Source organism: Anaerophilus nitritigenes (assembly GCF_004138215.1).
In the GTDB taxonomy this organism is placed as follows: Bacteria; Bacillota; Clostridia; order Peptostreptococcales; family Thermotaleaceae; genus Anaerophilus; species Anaerophilus nitritogenes.
In genome coordinates this window covers 1-20,682 of sequence record NZ_RYYS01000103.1, presented here as the reverse complement: position 1 = coordinate 20,682, position 20,682 = coordinate 1, and the positions used below count along the sequence as shown (strand labels likewise).

16 protein-coding genes are annotated in these 20,682 nt (G+C 29.7%); 4 read left to right on the top strand and 12 right to left on the bottom strand.

The genetic code is table 11. The annotated features are described in order from the left end of the window. Nucleotides 1-123: 123 nt before the first annotated feature. The 5 genes from EK368_RS13805 to EK368_RS13785 form a co-directional block, all read right to left on the bottom strand. Nucleotides 124-825: a M48 family metallopeptidase gene (locus tag EK368_RS13805; protein ID WP_129600660.1), complete on the bottom strand. Its 702-nt coding sequence runs from the start codon at nucleotides 823-825 to the stop codon at nucleotides 124-126. Between the two features lie 125 nt (nucleotides 826-950). Further along, nucleotides 951-1,502, bottom strand: coding sequence for a hypothetical protein (locus tag EK368_RS13800; protein ID WP_129600658.1), 552 nt, complete (start codon nucleotides 1,500-1,502; stop codon nucleotides 951-953). Nucleotides 1,503-1,804: 302 nt separating this feature from the next. After that, a complete protein-coding gene (locus tag EK368_RS13795; protein WP_243109432.1) occupies nucleotides 1,805-2,902 on the bottom strand; it encodes a glycoside hydrolase family 3 protein in 1,098 nt (365 codons plus the stop codon). Nucleotides 2,903-2,978: 76 nt separating this feature from the next. Beyond that, nucleotides 2,979-3,842, bottom strand: coding sequence for a hypothetical protein (locus EK368_RS13790; RefSeq protein WP_129600656.1), 864 nt, complete (start codon nucleotides 3,840-3,842; stop codon nucleotides 2,979-2,981). Between the two features lie 57 nt (nucleotides 3,843-3,899). Continuing rightward, nucleotides 3,900-4,439: an RNA polymerase sigma factor gene (locus EK368_RS13785; protein WP_165000472.1), complete on the bottom strand. Its 540-nt coding sequence runs from the start codon at nucleotides 4,437-4,439 to the stop codon at nucleotides 3,900-3,902. Nucleotides 4,440-4,854: 415 nt separating this feature from the next. On the opposite strand from EK368_RS13785, the gene EK368_RS13780 reads away from it, so the two are divergent. Further along, the gene (locus EK368_RS13780; protein ID WP_129600651.1) at nucleotides 4,855-5,667 is read left to right on the top strand and encodes a class I SAM-dependent methyltransferase; all 813 of its coding nucleotides are present in this window, start codon (nucleotides 4,855-4,857) and stop codon (nucleotides 5,665-5,667) included. Nucleotides 5,668-5,730: 63 nt separating this feature from the next. Here the strand turns inward: EK368_RS13780 and EK368_RS13775 are convergent, their stop codons facing one another. Further along, nucleotides 5,731-6,906 (bottom strand): glycoside hydrolase family 3 N-terminal domain-containing protein, encoded by a 1,176-nt coding sequence (locus EK368_RS13775; RefSeq protein WP_243109431.1) that lies wholly within the window; start codon nucleotides 6,904-6,906, stop codon nucleotides 5,731-5,733. Nucleotides 6,907-7,366: 460 nt separating this feature from the next. On the opposite strand from EK368_RS13775, the gene EK368_RS13770 reads away from it, so the two are divergent. Then, nucleotides 7,367-9,484 carry a methyl-accepting chemotaxis protein gene (locus tag EK368_RS13770; protein WP_129600647.1) on the top strand — a complete coding sequence of 706 codons (2,118 nt, stop codon included), beginning with the start codon at nucleotides 7,367-7,369 and terminating at the stop codon, nucleotides 9,482-9,484. 64 nt (nucleotides 9,485-9,548) lie between these two features. Here the strand turns inward: EK368_RS13770 and EK368_RS13765 are convergent, their stop codons facing one another. The 6 genes from EK368_RS13765 to EK368_RS13740 all read right to left on the bottom strand — a co-directional run bounded on the left by EK368_RS13765 (nucleotide 9,549) and on the right by EK368_RS13740 (nucleotide 19,121). After that, complete coding sequence (locus EK368_RS13765) at nucleotides 9,549-12,128, bottom strand: RyR domain-containing protein (protein WP_129600645.1); 2,580 nt, start codon at nucleotides 12,126-12,128, stop codon at nucleotides 9,549-9,551. A 438-nt stretch (nucleotides 12,129-12,566) separates the two neighbouring features. Then, the gene (locus EK368_RS13760; protein ID WP_129600643.1) at nucleotides 12,567-13,883 is read right to left on the bottom strand and encodes a TRAP transporter large permease; all 1,317 of its coding nucleotides are present in this window, start codon (nucleotides 13,881-13,883) and stop codon (nucleotides 12,567-12,569) included. A 14-nt stretch (nucleotides 13,884-13,897) separates the two neighbouring features. Next, complete coding sequence (locus EK368_RS13755; protein ID WP_129600641.1) at nucleotides 13,898-14,386, bottom strand: TRAP transporter small permease; 489 nt, start codon at nucleotides 14,384-14,386, stop codon at nucleotides 13,898-13,900. 167 nt (nucleotides 14,387-14,553) lie between these two features. Next, entirely contained in the window at nucleotides 14,554-15,576 is a 1,023-nt protein-coding gene (locus EK368_RS13750; protein WP_202976493.1) for a TRAP transporter substrate-binding protein, read from the bottom strand. A 201-nt stretch (nucleotides 15,577-15,777) separates the two neighbouring features. Then, nucleotides 15,778-17,154 (bottom strand): sigma-54-dependent transcriptional regulator, encoded by a 1,377-nt coding sequence (locus EK368_RS13745; protein ID WP_129600639.1) that lies wholly within the window; start codon nucleotides 17,152-17,154, stop codon nucleotides 15,778-15,780. 5 nt (nucleotides 17,155-17,159) lie between these two features. After that, nucleotides 17,160-19,121, bottom strand: coding sequence for an ATP-binding protein (locus tag EK368_RS13740; protein WP_129600637.1), 1,962 nt, complete (start codon nucleotides 19,119-19,121; stop codon nucleotides 17,160-17,162). 484 nt (nucleotides 19,122-19,605) lie between these two features. Here EK368_RS13740 and EK368_RS13735 point away from each other — a divergent pair, with 484 nt between their 5' ends. Together EK368_RS13735 and EK368_RS13730 are read left to right on the top strand one after the other, a co-directional pair. After that, on the top strand, nucleotides 19,606-19,803 hold the full coding sequence (locus EK368_RS13735; RefSeq protein WP_129600635.1) for a helix-turn-helix transcriptional regulator: 198 nt from the start codon (nucleotides 19,606-19,608) through the stop codon (nucleotides 19,801-19,803). Between the two features lie 2 nt (nucleotides 19,804-19,805). After that, complete coding sequence (locus tag EK368_RS13730; protein ID WP_129600633.1) at nucleotides 19,806-20,168, top strand: hypothetical protein; 363 nt, start codon at nucleotides 19,806-19,808, stop codon at nucleotides 20,166-20,168. Nucleotides 20,169-20,682 lie beyond the last annotated feature (514 nt).

The window sequence follows — 20,682 nt, the reverse complement described above, 5'->3', positions numbered from 1 at the left end:
TACTTCTTACAAAAATAATTTGACAAAAAAGAAATAGACCTCTATATTTTTACAAATAATTATCTTTATCAATTAAAAAACATCCTAAAGCTACCATTGTAAATATTGATCCAGGTCTACATACTAAATTCTCATTCCATTATATTTTAGCCACTCACTTCTTTCTTTATAGTCTGGAATGATCTTTCCTACTAATCTCCAAAATGATCTATCATGATTCATATGTTCTAAATGACACAGTTCATGAACTACAATATAATCTATTACTTCTAGAGGTGCTCTAATCAATCTCCAATTAAACTCTAGATTTCTATCAGAATCACAACTTCCCCATTTACTTTGAGAAACTACTATTTTCACATCTTTTACTTTAGTCTTAAAATATTTTTGATAATATCCTACTCTTTTTCCAATGATTTCTTTACATTTTCTTTTATAATATTTTTCTAAAACTATATCAATTATAAGCTTTTCATTGCTTTTAACTATGATTATAAATGTATCTTCCTCCAAGATGACTCTTTCCTTTTCTACATTCTCATCAATAATTACTTGCATAGAGTAATTATTTCCTAGATACAAAAGACTTCCTTCATTTTTATGCTTTTGCTCTTTTATTATTTCATCTTTTGTTCTTATTTGATTAATTTTTTCTAAAATATCAGGAGCTTTTTCTTTTATTAACTCTACAATTCTCTCTTCTTTTGTCCCTTTAGGTGCAAGTACTTTAACTCTACAGGCAGGATCAATTTCAATTTGTATAGTTTTTCTTTTTTTATATTCTATTGCAAATATAATAGTTTGATCTTTATACGTTATATCCATATATGTCCTTTCTTTGTATCTAGTTTTAATACTATTTTAATATAAAGGATTCTTTATAAGCAAATAAAATCATGACCAACTATAAAAATATGGTCATGATTTTTATTTGCTTATCAAAAATAAATCTATTCTACTTCCTTAAAAGTTTTTAGTGCTTCTTTCAAGGATTCAATATTTTTATCATACAATTCTTCTACTCCTGTAATCGTTGCAGAATAGAATGCTTTTTCAGTTTCAATATACACATTATAACACTTTGCAACTACACCATTTTGTTCTGCTACAATTTCATTTGCTTTAGCAGCTTTTACTCCATCAATTTTAACATTTTCTATTTCAGATACTTCTCCCATTTCTATCAGCTTCGCAAGTACTGTTTTCTCTTTCAAAGCAATAAATGTATCAACATCTTTTATTTGATCCATAGCTTCAAAGCTCTTTGAAAATCCCTGAATAGTAATTGTTAAACTTTTGTCTTCATTATCCAAAGTAATATTATTTTCATTTGTATTTTCTTCTACAATCCATTCTCCTGCAACTGAAATTTTAAAAGTGTTTAATTTATTGCTATATTCTTTAGCAGGAGATTTAGAAACACTATTTGAGCACCCAAATAGTAAAGCTATACATGATAAAACCATAATACCTAATACTAATTTTTTAAATTTTGATTTCATTCTTCCACCTCTTTTTACATTAATATATTTTTCAACTACTTAAGTATAACATTATATTCGACATAAGATTCCTTTAATATGTAAAAATAGGTCTTAATTACTATATATTATAAATTATTACAACTATTTATAAGGATAACAAATTATATTATTGATAAACTATACCCTATACAAGGTTTCATTTGTAAATTATAAATATCAATCCATTCTATTTTATTCATCCTACATAAACCCCCTAAGTTTTTAAACCTAGAATATAATTTCCCCTGTTTTTCATATACTCTCTTATGGTCCTTTTTATACTACTCAACAATACCAAGACTCAATTTCCAACATAGTATTCTAATAACTGATTCGTCAATCTTACTCTCTGAAATTGTTCCATTTTTAACAGCCTCAATAACAGCTGGAATTTGTATTTCAAAATCCGTACAGCAAATCATATCATTACCTGATAATACAGCAACCACTGCTGCTTGTTTTGCTTTTGTATATTGTTGAATAGCATCCATATACAAATCATCTGTCATAATAACCCCATCAAAGTTTAAATCTTCTCTTAGTATTTGATGTACCTTTAAAGATAAGGATGCAGGATATTTAGAATCCATACATTCTACAATGTTATGGGATACCAATACTGCACCCGCTCCTCCATCGATTCGTGAAATAAATGGTAAAAAATCATTTTTTGCAAAAGATTCATAACTTCGATGATCATAAGCAATTCCTGTATGGGTATCTGAATTATTCCCGTATCCAGGGAAGTGCTTTAAAACACAACCCAGTTTATTCTCATTCATAACACCTACAACTTTTTGAACATATTGCGAGGTGAGTTTCGCATCTTTTCCTAATGTACGTTTATAAATATAGTCAGAGGGATTTGTGGACACATCACAAACAGGTGCCATATTGAGATTGATTCCAAGAGACTTAAGCAAGATAGCTTTTTCCTCTGTATCTTGTGCAATCAAATCCCATCCACCTGCTTTATATAAATCCTGTGGAGACTTAAACCGAGTAGAGCGAAATTCATCATATAAACTAACACGGTTTACCGTTCCACCTTCCTCGTCAACACCAATCAACATATTTATCTTTGAAGCATTTTGATAGCTCTGGATATTAGAAGAAACTTCTTCTTGTGTTTTATTCTTAAAATCACGACCAAAAAGAATATACCCACCTAAATGGTACTTTGAAATAAGTTGTACGTCATTTTCCTGTAGACAACGAACAATAAACATTTGACCAACTTTTTCTTCAAGGCTCATTTCATTTAATATTTCACGAGCTTTTTCTATATTAGAGATCTCCTCTTTTACAGGGTCACTAACTATTATTTTTTCACTTTTATCAACCTCGTATTTTAAGTTTTTTCCATTATACCATAACAATAAACAATGAACATAAAAAAGACCACTTCATATGTAAGGTATTAGCCTTATATTATGAAGCAGTCTCATATATAACTTATTGAATATAGCCACTTAAATCAGCACTATTAATCACTTTATGCATCTCTTTTTCATCTACTCCCATAAAAACTAAACCATAATTTATATTGTCAATATCAGTATTTGCTATAATCCCTTCACCTTCCTCTAATATTGAATATTTAGTACCTGATGGAGTCTTATAATCATCTTTATGAACAGAATCTGTTACTGTTACAACTGTACTATCTTCTAGCATATCTTGTGTTATGATTGTAACCCCAAACAATCTATTCTCTTGATCCTTTGATTTATAAGTAATATAGATATTGTGATTATTATTAAAAGACTCCTGAACCATTATATCTTTTTCCATTTTAAAATCTTCTGGAATATATGAAGGTAAAATAACTTTTACTCCTAAAGCTTTTTCAACCTCTTTTATGTTAGAGAATGTCATTGTCTTCGCTTCAGTAATTATACCTTTTTTATCTGGAGAGTTATAATTGTCTTTAGCTTCCTTTGCAAGTCTTTCTGCCTCTTTATCACTTATATTTTGGTTTGTTCTTATTTCAACTGTTGTATCTTTATTGTAAAATTTAAAGTTTTTAAATAAATCTGTTCCATAAGCTGCTGTTACACCTATAGTTAATACTAAACAAGCTGCTAATATTCCTGATTTTCTTATACCCTTTTTCATAATACCATTTCCTTTCTTATTTTGTTTTATAATTCTTTTGGCAAACATCTTACTATCTTCTATTTCATACGGTAGAGGCCTTTGTTTAGATAATTTTTCAAGTTGTCTTTCAATTTCAACCATATCCATATTATCAATGGCTTCGTCAAGTTTACTATGTATACTTTGAAATTGTGGAGTATTTTTAAAATTGCCTTTCATTTAATATCCTCCTTTTTGTTAGGATTGAGCTCATATCCTATCACTTAATATATGTCGTCAATATTTGTTTGTAACAAATTTTTCTTTCGCTATATGATGTGTTAATTTTTTTATTTCACGTCTTAGTCTTACATATCTCATACGTAAGCTTACTTCATTAACATTTAGTATTTTCGCTATATCCTTATAGCTTTTATTTTCAATATAATAAAGTTTATAAAGCTTGTACTTATCTTCTGAAAGCAACGATAATACATTATCAATATACTGGTTTTCATCAATTTTACGATCATAATTTATAATGAGTTTTTCATACAAATCCGACTCTTGGCTTCCTATTTCCATATTTATAGGAGTTTCCTTTAAATTCTTTTGAATAGCTTTTCTCTTAAAATTAGCTCCTACAAATTTTGCTGTTTGATAAATAAATCCACCCACATTTTCATGATTTTGCAATTCATCTATACGATTGTATACAATAACAAATACTTCTTGAGTAAGATCTTTGGCATCCTCTATATCTCCTATAGAATAATATAGATATTTTAAAATTTTTGAATGATAGCTTTCACATAGTGTGACAAAAAACTTATCCAAAATCGCTCCCCCCTCTCTACTTTATTTATGTTCATATGTGTCAATTGTAACATTTGTTTTTTTTATAAAAGTGTAAAAGTGTAGTAAAAGTGTAGGGACAGTTAATTAATTATTGTAAAATACAATAACTTATTATAGTGCAAAAAAAAATATTATATGATATCATAAAAAAAGTAGAGTTACTAGATCCATATTATTTCATTAGATTATTTTAACTCAAAATTTTATCAATCAGAAATAATTTTATTATGAAAAAATAACATTAAAAATTAAGGTTATAGCTTTCATTATGTATTTTATTTGAAATACATATTTTTTTAAAAAATGTAATGATAATGATTTTCAATATCTTGTAATAAATTTTATAACAGTATAAAAATAAAAGTTTTAAGGGATAAAGAAAGGGTGAATCAATATGGGAAAATATAAAGAAGAATTAGTAGGAGTTCCAGAGACCATGCTTATACCAGTATGGGCTAGAGCACAGGAAACCAAAAGAGAAGATAGTATTATAAAAGATTTTAAATCTTTAGAGATAGTAAAAAAAATTGATTACGATTTTTCTATATTTGGAGATGATAATAAATTTTATAAAACACAAGTTGGTGTTGCAGCAAGAACTAAAATACTAGATGATTTGACTAAAGCATATGTAGAAAAAAACCCTAATGGAACCATCATCAATATAGGTGCTGGTCTAGATACAAGACCTATTAGAATAGATCTTAAAAATATTCGCTGGTATGATATAGATTTAGCTGAAGGAATAAACATCAGAAGAAAATTCATAAAAGAAACAGATAGACTTAAATTTATAGAAAAATCAGTATTTGAGTATGAATGGATGGATTTAATAGACAAAAAAGAAAATGTGTTAATAATCGCAGAAGGTATATTTATGTATTTTGATATACCTCAATTAAAAAATTTATTTAAGAAATTAGCAGATCACTTTACAAATTCATATATTGTTTTTGAAGCAATGGATCCCCTGGCGGTAGGAAAATCAAAGCATCATGAGTCAGTGAACAAACTAAAAACAAAATCTGAATTTTATTCTGGATTTAAGTCAGGAAAAGAAATTGAATGCTTTGATAATCGACTTCATTTTGTAAAAGAATGGTACCATTTTGATGTTGGAGGAAAAAGATGGAGAAATATGAGGTGGCTCTGGTGCATTCCAAGATTTAAAAAAATGGCGAAAATAATAAAAATTCAAGTAAATTAGCAAAAGGGACAAATTCATTGTCTCTTTTATTTTCTAATAATCCTTCTTAATCTGCCTTTTTTACTACTCTATAATGTCAAGGATCAATTTCCAACACAATATTCTAATAACAGATTGATCAATAGTATCCTCTGAAATTATTTCATTTTTAACAGCCTCAATAACAGCAGGAATTTGCACGTCAAAATCTGTACAACAAATCATATCGTTTCCTGCTAATACTGCAACTACTGCTGCTTCCTCTGCTTTTGTATACTTCTGAATAGCATCCATATATAAATCATCCGTAATTATAACACCATCAAAGCTTAAATCTTTCCTCAATATTTGATGTACCTTTGCAGATAAAGACGCAGGGTATTGTGAATCCATGCAATCTACAATATTGTGTGATACCAATATTGCATCTGCTCCTGCTTTGATTCCTGAAATAAATGGTAAAAAATCATTTTTGACAAAGGATTCATAACTACGATAATCATAAGCCATCCCTGTATGGGTATCTAAATTATCTCCATATCCTGGGAAATGCTTTAAAACACACCCTAATTTGTTGTTATTCATCACTCCTACAACTTTTTGGACATATTGTGAAGTAAGTTTTGCATCTTTTCCAAATGTACGAGCATACATATAATCATCTTGATTGGTAGACACATCACCTACAGGTGCCATGTTGAGATTGATTCCAAGAGATTTAAGAAGAGTAACTTTTTCCTCTGTATCTTTTGCAATCAAAGCCCAGCCTCCTTCTTTATATAAATTCTGCGGAGACTTAAACCGAGAAGAACGAAATTGATTATATGCACTAACCCGATTTACTGTTCCTCCTTCCTCGTCAACACCAATCAGCATATCTATTTTTGAAGCATTTTGATAACTTTGGATGTTTAAAGAAACTTCTTCCTGTGTTTTATTTTTAAAATCACGACCAAAAAGAATATACCCACCCAAATGATACTTTGAAATAGATTGTATCGCATTTTCCTGAGGACAACGAACAATAAACATTTGTCCCACTTTTTCTTCAAGGCTCATTTCATTTAATATTTGATGGGCTTTTTCTAAATCAGACATTTGCTTTTCTACTGGGTCACTAATTACTACTTTTTCAATCTTCTCTTTATTCCTCTCAGAATCTTTTGTACCATTAAAAACCAGTTTACATGAAGTCATCAACATGCATAAACACAGTAATGTACCTATAATTTTAATGTATTTTATATGAAATATTTTCATTTTCATCAACCTCATATTTTATAAATTACAATATGTAGCCATATTATTGTTTAATTTCTAGCTATTCAAATCCTTAACTTTTATTTGTCATTATATCATAAAAAGAGATAGTACACCTATTCCTTTGAAATATCATCTGCTACTTTCATTTTTTCTTCATATTCCAATTATTTATTATTATTTTTCTCTTTTGTGTATTTCATAAATCATTCTAGTTCTTTTTCTCTAAAAATAAATTTTTTATTGTTCCAAATCTATCAAAATTATAAATTAGACCTTAATTGCTTTTCAAGGTGATCAATTACCTAATGTATGAATATGGTATACTTGAACTATTAAAATTTTAGGAAATATAGTGTAAACTCAAAGGAACTACATTAAGAATGGAGGAATATTATGTAAAGCACAACAAAAGAAAGAAATCATTTAAAGCCATGCTTAATATTAATGGGAGGAATATATGTTTAAAAGTATTTTAAAATCAAAAAATGTAAAACGCAAAAAAATAGCACATACATATATCATGTGGATACTGCCCATATTGCTATTTTTATTAGTAGCACTTGGAGCAGGAATTTTTAATTTGAATAAAGTTAGCCAAACAAAATCAAATAAAGACTTTAATGTAAAAATCTTAGACCAAGCTAATAAAACTTTAAAGACATGGATCGATGATCAAATGTCTACTTTATTGATCATTTCAAAAGATCCACGTACTATAGAGGCCTGCTTAAATCCGTCTAATAAAGAAGCAGTGACCAAAGCCAATGAATTTCTTTTATCCATAGCTGATCAAAACAAATATTATGAAAATATTGCTTTAGCTTCTAATCTTAGTCCTGAGACGAGTTTAAATATTACATCTGTTGATGGAGAAGATCATATAATCAAGAGAGGTGTTTTTTTTGTAGATTCATCAAATGGAGCTTCTGTGGGAAAATCTAGTGCAGATCATCCTATGGCAAAAGATATTTATAATAAGAGTAAAGATCATGTTGTTACTCATGTATATCGAAGTCTTATCTATGGCAATCCAGTATTTGTTATCTCCGTTCCTGTTATGAATGAAGGTAATCTAATTGGTACAGCACATATGGCACTTCCTATGAATCATTTTACAGACATATTTGTAAATAATATTAAACTCGGGGATACAGGTTATATGTTCATGATGGATGAAAATGGATTTTTAATTTCACACCCACAAAAACAAAATATACTCAATGAGGATGCTGTTAAAACATACAAGCCTTTACTCAATAAAATTATTGGAGATGAAACCTACACTTCACTAAATTTTGATGGCCAAGATAAAACTTATACAATACAAAAATATGATTTTGAGAATGAAAACTACCTTAGCCAATGGTATCTAGTTTTTGTACAATCGAATATGGAAGTTATAAAACATTCTTTAAAATCAGTTTGGATTGTTGGAGCTGTTTTGTTAGTGCTTTTGTTGATTATAACATGTATTATTTATTCTATTACAAATCTAATTGTAACAAAGCCATTAAATATTTTAGAAACTGAGTTAAACAATCTTTCAGAAAAAGGTGGAGATTTAACAACCCGTATTCATATGAAAAATCAAGATGAAATTGGCAAACTCGGTAATTCTGTAAATAAATTTCTTGAGAATCTTGGGACAATAGTTGGTAATGTAAGTAGTGGTTTTGGACATGTTGATAACTTTTCACAGCAATTGCTTATCTCCACTCAGGAAGTGAAAACTTCTATGAATCAAGTTTCTAATGTAATAGGAGAAATTTCAGTCACAGCTGAAAAACAAAGTACATATACAAATAATATTATGGAAATGCTAGAAAAAGTCGAAAAACAAGTAAACCAGGGTGCACAGCAAATTGAAAAAAATACAATAAATACAAAAGAATCTACAGAGCTTGTATATAAAAGCATGACTTCTATGAAAGAAGCTACTATTCATCTTGATTCTGTTAATAAAACTGTAAGACTTGCTACTGAAGCAATCCATAAATTAGATGATCGTTCTTTGCAAATAGGTAATATTATAACTATCATAAAAGATATATCCGAACAAACAAATCTACTTGCTTTAAATGCTAATATAGAGGCAGCTAGAGCTGGAGAATATGGACAAGGTTTTGCAGTTGTAGCTGATGAAATTAGAAAGCTTGCAGAACAATCTAAAACAGCAACAGAAGAAATATCTGTTTTAGTAAAAGATATACAAAAAGATACGAAAAGTACCGTTAAAACTATGAATAACGGTATGTATGCAGTTGAGCAACAAGGAAATATAATTACTAATTGTAGTCAAGCGTTATCCACCGTTGTTGATAAAGTAGAAATATCTGATCTTAACGCAAAGCAAACTCAAAATATATTCTATGAACTATTAAACAGTACTGAATCTGTTTTGAAAAATACAAAAGAAATAGCGAGTATAGTACACGGTTATTCTATATCAACTGTTGACTCAGTATCAGATATCAAGGAACAGTCTGATAAAATCAATACGATTACAGAAAATACAGATGAACTTGTACAAATTGTAAGTAAATTAAAAAATCAAATTAGTAAATTTAACGTATAACTATAAAACAGAGGGACATCTTCACTGTCCCTCTGTTTTAATTGCCCTAAAAGATTTTTTAGATTCAATAATTATCAGATGAAAATTTTAATGGTTCTATTTTAAAATTTGCACTAGACAATATTTCTGGCCAAATCTTAACCATTTGGTATACTTTATTTTTTTTATCATCAGGTAATAGATCCCAAGGAACGAGGGCAGGATCCGTTTTTCTATCTATATCTTTTACTCTACCATGAGTCCAACCTGCTTCTTTTCTATGAAGACACCAACGGGTATGTTCGTAGTTTGCTAAAATCTCTAACTCATCTTCTGTAAAGTCAATATATTTTGGTGTTTCTTTAACAGATACAACATCATAATTAATTTTAAGTAACGCTCTAGGAATATGTTTTGCATGATCCATATTGGAGCTTTTAAGATCTTCACTGAGCTCATCCCAAGGACTTATAAAATCTGCATCAATATTTTTATTATCTTTATTTAACATAATATATTTTTGATGAATCGCTTTTGCAAGACTTTCAATTTTTTCACTAAAAAATGCATCATGCATTAAATGACGTAAAAATTGGTCTTCGTCTACATGGAGTTTTAACTGCTCTCTAGAAGGTAAATAAGATTGCTCCCATTTCTTTGCTTTATTTAACATACTCATCTCTAATATAGCTTCCATAGATCTTGATTCATGCTTGTATCTTGGAATTTTAAGCAATGCTCTTAGTACACCATTATCAATTTGAGCTTCTCCCTTTTCATTTATCAAATGAGGTTCTTTACGCTCCAACAATGATCGTAATAGCATCGCTCTTCGAATGATAAATAATTGGTCTAACTGTCCATTTGCTTGATTAGGTCCTAAGATATTTACATATCCTCTCAGACGACTAATAAAGTCAGGTCCTTTTGCACTTTTGAATGCTTTTAAGAATTGTTTTTGTTCCATTTCATCGGTAATATCTTCTCCACAGAATTCTTTAAAAGAACTACTAGTACCTCCTCCAAATACAAAAATAGCCTTTCCTATAGGGTGAATAGCATCCCCTTCTCTAAATACACCATCTTGCATAGGTGCTAAGAAATATTTCAACCATCCAAGATTTCCTTCAAAAGTAGAATCAAATTCATCAAAAAATACTAGTGGAACTTTTCCTTCCAAAGATAGATCCCTTACTTTATGAAAACTATTAATTAAATCTGCTGTTGTACGAAATTGAGATAAATTAAAATTTAATGCTTTAATAAGATTGGGTGCAATACTAGCAGCTATCTCCATGATCCCAAAGGACTTTCCAGATCCTGGTGTTCCAAATACAGAAATGGACAAAGGACGAACAGCATTGGTTGTGGAAATATATTCTAGCATCAAATTCTTTATGCTTCTATAACTTTCAATTTCTGTTCGATCTACCGTTTTTAATTTTCCAAACTGTGCACTTGGAATAGATTTAAGTACTTTTCTTTCTCCATTTTTAACAATATCATAAGCAATTTCTGCTAAATTTGCGGAACTTTTGTCTTCAAGTATATACCAACGGGAATACCCGTTTATATCAGATTCATTAGGGATTTTTACATCCTGCACATGCTCTTTGTATATAAAGTCGTTCTCATCTTCAACAAATATTGCAGGATTAGGAAAAGTAAATTCTTCAATGTTTTTACCAAAACCTTCTATGAAATATTTTTGTGCAGCAACAATACCTTCTCGAATTCCTTTACTCAGCCAATAAGAGAGCTTCTTTTTATTATGCTTTTTCGAGGAAACAATACTGCGTGATAGTCCAGCAACAAAGCAAGAGGTCAATCCATACATTTTACCTTGTGTATCTTTCACAAAACCTCCTTCGAATTCATAGGGAAGAAAATATAACCTAGATTCAGCTACTGATCTATCATTCCTATAATAAATAGCACCTTCAAGTCCAAAGGGTACTATAAGATGATGACATTTTGCAAGGAAGGCAAGATTCGGATTATTGTTGATTTGCCAAACAAAATCCTGTGATGTTCTTTCCCAAGAAAGACTTTTGCTAATGTTTACTCCCTTTGAACGTAAATCATCAGCATTTATAACAACGATGGTATTTTCAATATGAAATTTTTCTAGATGCTTCCAAAGATCACTAGATGAAATAGGATTATTCATTTTATATAATACAATAGGTGATTTTTTAGATGATTTTATTGCCAAAGGCCAAAACTCTTCATTAGAATTAAAACCATTATTTTCATCATCTATAATTACTAGATCAGCATTTTCATCATCATCATAAATTGGAAGTAACTTTGGCTTACCAGATGATGGTCCTGTAAATCCCATAAAATGTTTCACTCGATATACTTTATTCTTATCTTTTTCATTAGAAGATACAGGAAATAAATCTAGTGTTGCATTAGAACGAAGAAATTCTTTTGGTAAATCTGACTCTAAATACTTGATCTTCGGTGAACATATAGAACTATCCGTTGCCAAAGCTACAAGCTTTGATAGTAACAAAGATTCACCAGGTTTTAAAACAGTATGCATATTCAAATGGGTTTGCCAATTCAATCCTTCATTATTTTGAGGGTCTGTAATCCACTGAAGTGAATTTATACATATGTCCCCAGATATAACAATACTTACTTTTTTATCATTCATAAATTAAAACCTCCTACTTCTTTATCTGCAATTTCATTATCTAAATATAATTTTACTCTAAAGGTTGTTTATATATTAATCGATACTTTCTTCTTCCTTATTTATATAAACATAACATATGCTGTGAATATTTCAACAAAATTCTTCAATATCCTTGTCTTATTTTATAAAAAACTAAGTATAGGCAATAAGACAATATGGGTAACAATATGGAAAATATGGAAAATTTGGGAAATTTGGGGACGGTTAATGATTTCTTTTCTATTTTTCAAGATTTTGAATTTGCATTGTGTTTTCTACTCCCTCGTTTTTGTATTTATCTTTAAATAAATGTACTTTTATTCCTCTGAGTATTATATAACAAATTCCTACTCCTTTTTGCTATTTCTAAAACAAAAAAGGAGTAGGAATTTGTTAACTCCCACTCCAATTATTAATCTAATTAATAAATACAAGTGATAACCACGGTATATAGGTTACTAAGGCTAATCCAATTAATCCCACTATGAACAATGGCATAATATGTACAAACATGCTTTCCATTTTTATTTTAGCAACAGCTGCCCCTACAAACAGGTTGCAACCATAAGGAGGAGTACATAAACCTAATGCTAAGTTTACAGTCATCAATACTCCAAAGTGCACAGGGTTAATGCCTAATACTTGAACTGTAGGCATTAACATTGGAGCCATAACAATAATAGCTGGCACTGTATCTAAGAATAAGCCTACAACTAATAATATTAAGTTAACAAACAACAATACAATTAAAGGATTCGTCGATACACTTGTCAAAAATTCTGTAATCGTCTGTGGAACTCTTTCATATGTCATAAATGTAGAAAATACGGTAGAATATCCTAATAAAAATGAAGTTATTCCATTTAATACTGCTGTATCCAAAAATACATTTTTTAATCCCGCCCACGTTAAATCTTTATATACATATAAACTTATTATAATTGAGTATACAACAGATATACAAGCAGCTTCAGTAGGAGTGAATACTCCTGAATAAATACCTCCTAGAATAATAACTGGAGATAATAACGCCCAAAAACCTTCTTTCATACTTTTAGCAATTTCTGAAAATCTATATTTCATAGCTTCCCCAATAGGCACTTTCTCATCAGAATCGTTAACTCTCTTTTGTTTTAAGTCAACTCCTTTTATAGTGCACGTTATAATATTTGCACCTAAAAACAAAATACCCATCAATACTCCTGGCAATACTCCTGCCAAAAATAATTGTGAAATAGATACTCCCGTTGAAGCTCCATATAACACAAAAGATAAACTTGGAGGAATAATTGGACCGATAATGCCTCCAAAACAAACGATCGTAGCTGCATAAGCTGGATCGTAACCCTTTCTTTTCATCTCTGGAATCATCATCCCACCAATTGCTGATGTTGTTGCCATTCCAGATCCTGATAAAGCACCAAAAAACATACATGCAATAATTGTTACACAACCAATAGCACCACTTACAAAGCTTATTAATGCAGATGCAAAATCAACAATTCTTTTGGCTATTCCACCTGTTGACATTATAAGTCCAGCCAACATAAAAAAAGGTATTGCCATTACAGTAAATGAGAATATTCCACTATAGCAATATTGCGCATTGATAGCCATGTTCAAGTCTGAATAGGCAAACATTGATAGCATAGTGGCTCCACCTATCGCAAATCCAACAGGAACACCTATCAATAACATCACAAATAATGCAATAAATAATACTGGTACTGCCATTATATCTTTCCTCCTTATGAAATTACTTCATTCTTTAAAATACATTTAACTGCCTCTAAAAGGTATACAGCTGCTCTTATTATAAATATTGCACATCCAAGTACAAGAGACAGATATCCCCATGCTGTACTTATTTTAATTCCTGCATAAGGAATATTCATTTGTATGTTAATCATTGTAAATCCGTAATACATTGTAATGCCACAAATAACAATAACAATTAGTTCTGATATTGCTTCTGCCAATTTATTTAACTTATACGGTAATTTATCAATCAATAATGTAATTTTTATATGTTCTTTTCTTCTATGACCTATACTTATTCCTAGCCACGAAAGCCACACAAATAAAAATTTGCCTAGTTCTTCTGACCAAGATAGTGAATTGTTAAAGACGTATCTCATAATGACTTGAAAACATATTACTCCAACCATTGCCATAAACATAGTTATTAAAACCGTATCTTCAATTTTATCTAAAGCTTTCAAAACTTTATTTTTCATGTTATACCATTACCCCAGTAAAAGAGTAATGACCTAACCTCCTTTCATACTATCTTATAAACCATATGACACCTTAAAATAACTCCTTATCAAGGCTTATCATCCTGGGTTTTGTATAATAAATATAAGAAGTAATATAGCTATATTACTTCTTATATTTATTTAAATTAAGGACGTGTATTTAACCATTTATCAACCATTTCATCTCCAACAATTTTACGTTGATAGTCATATACTGGTTTTACTGCTTCTTCAAATGCCTTTATTTCATCAGGAGTTAATTCATACACTTGTGCCCCTTCATCTATAAATCTTTTTATATAACTTTGCTCTTTAGCAAATTCCTCTGCTCTTTGGCTCTTCGCAACTTCTTTAACTCCTGCTTCCAATATTTCTCTGTCTGCGGGATCTAAAGATTCAATCCAGTCTCTTGAACAGATTATTGGGAATGGAGAGGAAGCATGATTTGTTAATGTTACATATGGGGCAATTTCATGTAGATTAAAATCATTGAATACACCTAAAGAGTGATCTAATGCATTGATCTGTCCTTGAGATAATGAAGTTACCACTTCTCCCCAAGCCATAGGTGTTGGATTAGCCCCCATAGCTTTCCAAATTTCAATATTTAAATCATTTTGTGCAATACGAACTTTCTGTCCTTTAAGATCAGCTTTTGTTTTATAAATCTTATCTCTACTTATCACTTGTCTCATCCCGTTATAATACATATCTATACAATAGTACCCTGAATCTTTTAAAGTTTCATTAAACAACTCTAGTCCACCATTTTCAAAAGTACCCTTTTCCCAATCTTCAAATGAAGGATATAAATAAGGTAAATCAATACAAGTTGAAGCTGGTCCTGCTGCAGATGTAATTGGTGTTGATAAGTCAAACATCATTGTAACGGTTCCCAGTTTAATCCCTGATACTAAATCTGGTGTATCTCCCAATTGTCCATCTGAATAAACCTCTACTTTAAACTTTCCTGGTGCTTCTTTTTCTAAATACTCTCCTAAAGCTTCACTCCATTTGTGAGTCGATCTTTGAGAAGAGTCAGTATGTCCAATTTTGATAACAATTGGTCCATTCTCTGATGTGGTAGTATCCTTCCTTCCACAACCTCCCATCAAACTCATTGCCAATACCAATGTTAATATAAAAGCTAGCACTTTTCCTTTTTTCATCTTTTTCAATCCTTTCTTTTAATTTTTAACATTCATGATGTTATCATTATTTTATAATTGCAACTGTCATGCCAATTATCTAAAATCAATGAATGCCCTTCACCCTCAATGTAATGCTTATTTTAGGATGATCAATATTTATATAAAAATAAAAAGTGTGAATTATTTTTCACACTTCCATGCTCAACACTGAAAAATTATTCACACTTTTCCCACTTCTATCTTATATTGATTTATTTTATTCCACAGCTGCCTTGTGCTTATTTCTAATTCATCTGCTGTTTTGGTAACATTCCCAGTATTGTTCTTTAGAGCTTCTGATATAAAAATCTTTTCAAAATTAGCACGAGCCTTCTTTAATGTCTTTTCACAATTATTATTTATCAACTTTTTTTTATTAACGCAACCTAGTGGCATTAATATTTCATTGACTGTAATAACACCATCTTTACTTAATGCTATCATCCTTTCAATTATATTTTTAAGTTCTCTAATATTTCCTGGATAGTCATATCCTAATAAAAAATCCATTACCTTGTCATCAACTTTCTTGATTTTTTTCTTTTGATCCATTTCAATTTTTTTAATGAAAAAATTAATGAGTGCTGGCAAATCTTCTCTTCTTTCTCTCAGTGGTGGTATATTCAGCGTCAATGTATTAATTCTATATAGCAAATCCTCTCTAAAATCTCCTTCAATGATTTGTTTTGAAAGGTCTTTATTTGTTGCTGAAATAAATCTCACATCTAAATCAATTGACTTATTACTTCCTAGTCTTTCTATTTTCCTACTTTCTAAAACTCTTAGTAATTTTCCTTGTGTTACAATGGGCAAATCTCCAATTTCATCTAAGAATAAGGTGCCAAAGTTGGCTTGTTCAAATTTTCCGATTCTAGTATCAATAGCTCCTGTAAATGAACCTTTTTCATGACCAAACAACTCAGATTCTATGACTCCTTCAGGGAAAACTTGGCAATTTACAGGAACAAATGGTTCTTGCCTTCTTTTACTTAATCGGTGAATATAGTTTGCAATGACCTCTTTACCTACTCCAGATTCTCCTAATAACAAAATGTTAATACCTGTATCTGCAACTCTTTTACACATCTCCAAAAGATTTAAGTATTCCTTATTTTTAGACTCAATAAATGATTCAGTTTCATTTTGATTCTTAAGTAAAAAAGAACTTTGCCGCTCTAATCTATATATTTTAGCTAACCGATCGACTTTCATAACCAATTCTTTTATATCACTACTCTTAACAAAATAGTCGAGTGCACCATACTTTATTGAATCAACTGCACTTTCAATACTGCCAAAGGCTGTCATAACAATTACCTCAACCTCATCGTATGTTTCTTTTATTCTCTTAATCAGCTCAACTCCATCCATAACAGGCATTTTTAAATCAGTAAGTACAAGATTTACGATATTTTTCTCGATATGTTCAAGAGCTTCATGCCCATTGGAACAGCTAGCTATATCATATCCAACATCTGAAAGTATTAAAGCCAGAACCTTTTGATACTCAATTTCATCATCTACAATTAGTATTTTGTATCCTTTTTTTTTAACCATATACACTACCCCTTTATTGGTAAAACTATATCAAACTCTGTACCTTCTCCAAAATTACTTTTTACAGATATCCTTCCATCATTATTGGATATTTCTGTACTGATAATATAAAGACCTAAGCCTGTTCCATTTTCTTTGGTAGAATAAAAAGGATCAAATATGTTCTCAAGCTTTTCCTTTTCTATACCACACCCATTATCTATAACCTTTATATTTAAATAGTTCTCTTCAATGTTCATTGTTAAGTAAATTTTCTTTTCCTCTCTCTCAACACCTTCAAAGGAATGAATACTATTATTTATTAGATTAAGCAGTACCATTCTTAGCACATCTTCATTGATTAAAACTGGCTTTGAATGGTTCCCAGTGACCTTGCAGATCATATTGATTTCATTTCGTTCAATATTCTTTTTTTCCAAATCTAGTATTAAGCTTACTAAGTTTTCAATATTCACTGATTTAATTTCATCATTCGAAAGCTTTGAAAATCTTAATAAGTTCTCAATAAGCTTATTAATTCTTGCTACCGAGTCATTGATAACCAATATAGCATGCTCACACATTTCATTCACACAATACTTTTCAATAATATAAATATAGCTTTTTATTAATCCTAATGGATTTCTTATTTCATGAGCCAATCCAGCCGATAGCTGTCCAACAGCTATCAGTTTAGCTTCCTGTCTAGCCTTCTTTTCATGCAAATACTTTTCTGTATAATTTTCAATTATAATCATACTTTTATTGCTCGCAATTTTCTGACTAGTAACATAATAATATGCATTGCCCACATTTAATACCTTATTCATTTGATCTTTGTCAACAAAAGGCTCTAATACTTTAAGTTGGTTATAATCAGCTCCTATTAAATATTCTCTAGGCATATTCGTTATACTAGTAATTGCATCATTACATTCCACAATTATAGAATTCCTTTCTATAACCATAATACCGCTTTGCATGGTATCAATAATAAGGCGTAATTCCTCTTTACTTTCAGATAGTTCCTTAGTCTTTGTGTTAACTCTTTGGGTAATAACATAATTCCAGCTAGAAAAGATACCTATAATAAATAGAATGCCAATTACTACTTTATAAGCTAACTCAATATGTCTTAAGTCAATACTATCAGTATCAAAATTACCAAGCCATTTATATTGAGTCTGTGCTATCAAGTTTTTTTTCTTTAATTCTAATATAGCTTTGTTCAATATATTCAGAAAATAGCTATTTTCTTTTTTAACAGCCAAGCACATCTCTTTTTCATAAAGAGTCGGTTCTAAAAATCTGAAATTTGCGCCTCTATTGGTCACATTAAGAAAATGTGCGGCTTCCATATCATCGCCTACAAATCCAGCTACACTATCTTTATTGATTAAAGCAAAGCATTGATAGATATTGTCTACTTCAATGATTTTAACATTACTTTTATATTTAAAATATTTATTTATACGCCCATCTATATTGTCTCTCTCCAATGCCACTAAAGTCATATCCTTTAGATCCTTAATATTTTCTATATTTGAGTTATTCTTAACTAGTATTTTCCCCTTAACAACACATAATGGCTGACTTATATCAAACTCTTTTTTATTCTTGTATGTATTTTCCACAACCATGATGTCCACTTCATCACTTTTTATTGCATTGAGTAAATACTCCTTTGATCCTACTCTTAAATGAATATTACTACTTAATTCAATTGCTAATTGAGATAAATAATCCACCATAATTCCAGTATTATAGTTATTAAATTCATTAATAAATGCCAAAGGTGGATCATTATAAACCCCTACAATAAAAGGTTTTTTCTTTAACAACTCTTTTTCTTTTTCGGTTAGTGGAGTATTGTATTTATAATATTCACGCATCCCTATATTGTATCTTAAATTTATGTCTAACTTCCTTATACCAATGAAACCACTAATTAGCAGTATAATTAAGATTATGATCTTTCCCTTTTTCATAAAGCCTCCATAATTGGTTGAACAATAAGTTTTATTTGCAATTCCTCTAACTATCTTATTCTAACATTATGCTATTTTTTTTACAATTCAATTACATACTTGGATAGTGTCCAGATACTTTAGGAAAAAATCGGTTATCACTCTCCTATATATTGTCATCATCTCTTATAATACAAAAACCTCATCTTCCTTGAATTTTCAAGAAAAATTAGGTTTTATTTTAGTGTTTCGACCTTTGACGACGATTTGACAACGTAGTAAGAGAAACTGCCAAGAATCATTTAGAGCAAACTAAAATAGATTGTAATTCTTATTAATTATCTTCCTTATCTGTTCTTTTATCTTTTTTCTCAGATATAATTATTATATGTAAAGTGAATTTTACGTAAAGTATGCTTGACATCATTTGGAATCAGATGTATATTAAAATTGTAAAGTTTATTTTACATTCAAATTTATTATATAAAAAAGGATGTGATTATTATTGAAAAACAGAATCAAACAGCTTAGGGATATCCATAATCTAACACAAGATGAATTTGCTAAATTAGTAAACGTATCAAGACAAACTATAATATCCTTAGAAAAGGGTCACTACAATCCATCTATAACCCTCGCATTTAAAATTGCAAAAGTATTCAATACTACGATTGAACATATTTTTCTATATGAGGAGGAATAATTATGAAAAATAATCTTGATATTATCTACATCATATTAACCATATTGATAACCATTGTTTTAATCCCTGTTAACTTAAATCTTGCCTTAACAATAGGTGGTATATTATCTGTAATAGGCGTCTTTTTCATTCAATCTTATATAGGGGTTAAATTATTTAAATCCAGTATGGATGAAAGAGCTTCATATATAAGTGGTCGAGCATACTCATTAGCTTTTAACATTACATTTCTAGCTGTTGTCATAATCATCATACTTATACATGATTTTCACATACCAATGATATCAGAATTTTTTAAGATTATACTCCTCATTGGTTGGCTAACATTTTCAATTTCTGTTGCTTATATTAGACGATTTCATTAGAGCCTAAATATAAGACCTATCTTTTCTATTCTTCAAAGAAAATAGGTCTTATATTTTACATCCTCACAAATTTCACCTTTGAAAATATACCATCATCCTATTTATCCGCTGCTTCTTTCTCTACCTCTGTAATTACATGGGAGTAAATATCCATTGTAGTAAATATTAAAGCACGTCCTAACCTTTGTTGTGCTACCTTTGGAATTTGTAAATAAATAAATGAAGCTTCCTAGACTCTTCATTATCCTTATAGAATCTTGTTTTCATATAAATAACAACATTTTGATGTTACTTATAAGTGATAACATAAGAATGGTTCTTTCCATAGTTAATTGATTTTTCTATTTTATTCAAACCACAATATTTTTTTTGTTAAAATATCAAATTTATTTCTTCCATACATTATTCTTTTACACCAGTTTACAAGTTTGACTAAGCAATCTTGTTTCCTTTTTAAATAGTAATTAGCTGATTCTTTTATAGCAGAATATATTTTGCTATTTTCGAGAGAAGA